Here is a 695-nt window from a genome sequence, read left to right as displayed (position 1 = left end):
ATCGGCGTGGTGCCGACTTTCGGCGTGACCTATACCGGTAACTATGAGTTCCCGCAACCGCTGCACGATGCACTGGATAAATTCCAGGCCGACACCGGTATCGACATCGACATGCACATCGACGCCGCCAGCGGTGGTTTCCTTGCGCCGTTCGTGGCGCCGGATATTGTCTGGGACTTCCGCCTGCCGCGCGTGAAATCGATCAGTGCTTCAGGCCATAAATTCGGTCTGGCTCCGCTGGGCTGCGGCTGGGTTATCTGGCGTGACGAAGAAGCGCTGCCGAAAGAACTGGTATTCAACGTTGACTATCTCGGCGGTCAGATTGGTACTTTCGCCATCAACTTCTCCCGTCCGGCAGGTCAGGTGATTGCCCAGTACTATGAATTCCTGCGCCTCGGTCGTGAAGGTTATACCAAAGTACAGAACGCCTCTTACCAGGTTGCTGCTTATCTGGCGGATGAAATCGCCAAACTGGGGCCGTATGAGTTCATCTGTACGGGTCGCCCGGATGAAGGTATCCCGGCGGTGTGCTTCAAACTGAAAGACGGGGAAAATCCAGGATATACCCTGTATGACCTCTCTGAACGTCTGCGTCTGCGCGGCTGGCAGGTTCCGGCATTTACCCTCGGCGGTGAAGCCACCGACATCGTGGTAATGCGCATTATGTGCCGCCGTGGCTTCGAAATGGACTTCGC

The 695-nt window shown here is 56.5% G+C and carries 1 protein-coding gene; it reads left to right on the top strand.

The features are described from left to right. Positions 1–695 (top strand): pyridoxal-dependent decarboxylase (locus FEK47_RS25045; RefSeq protein ID WP_240730998.1); only part of this gene is annotated, 695 nt, incomplete at both ends.

Source organism: Escherichia sp. E3659 (assembly GCF_005781135.1).
Taxonomy (GTDB): Bacteria; Pseudomonadota; Gammaproteobacteria; order Enterobacterales; family Enterobacteriaceae; genus Escherichia.
The sequence above is the reverse complement of the archived record's forward strand: the minus strand, read 5'-3'. Positions and strand labels throughout refer to the sequence as shown.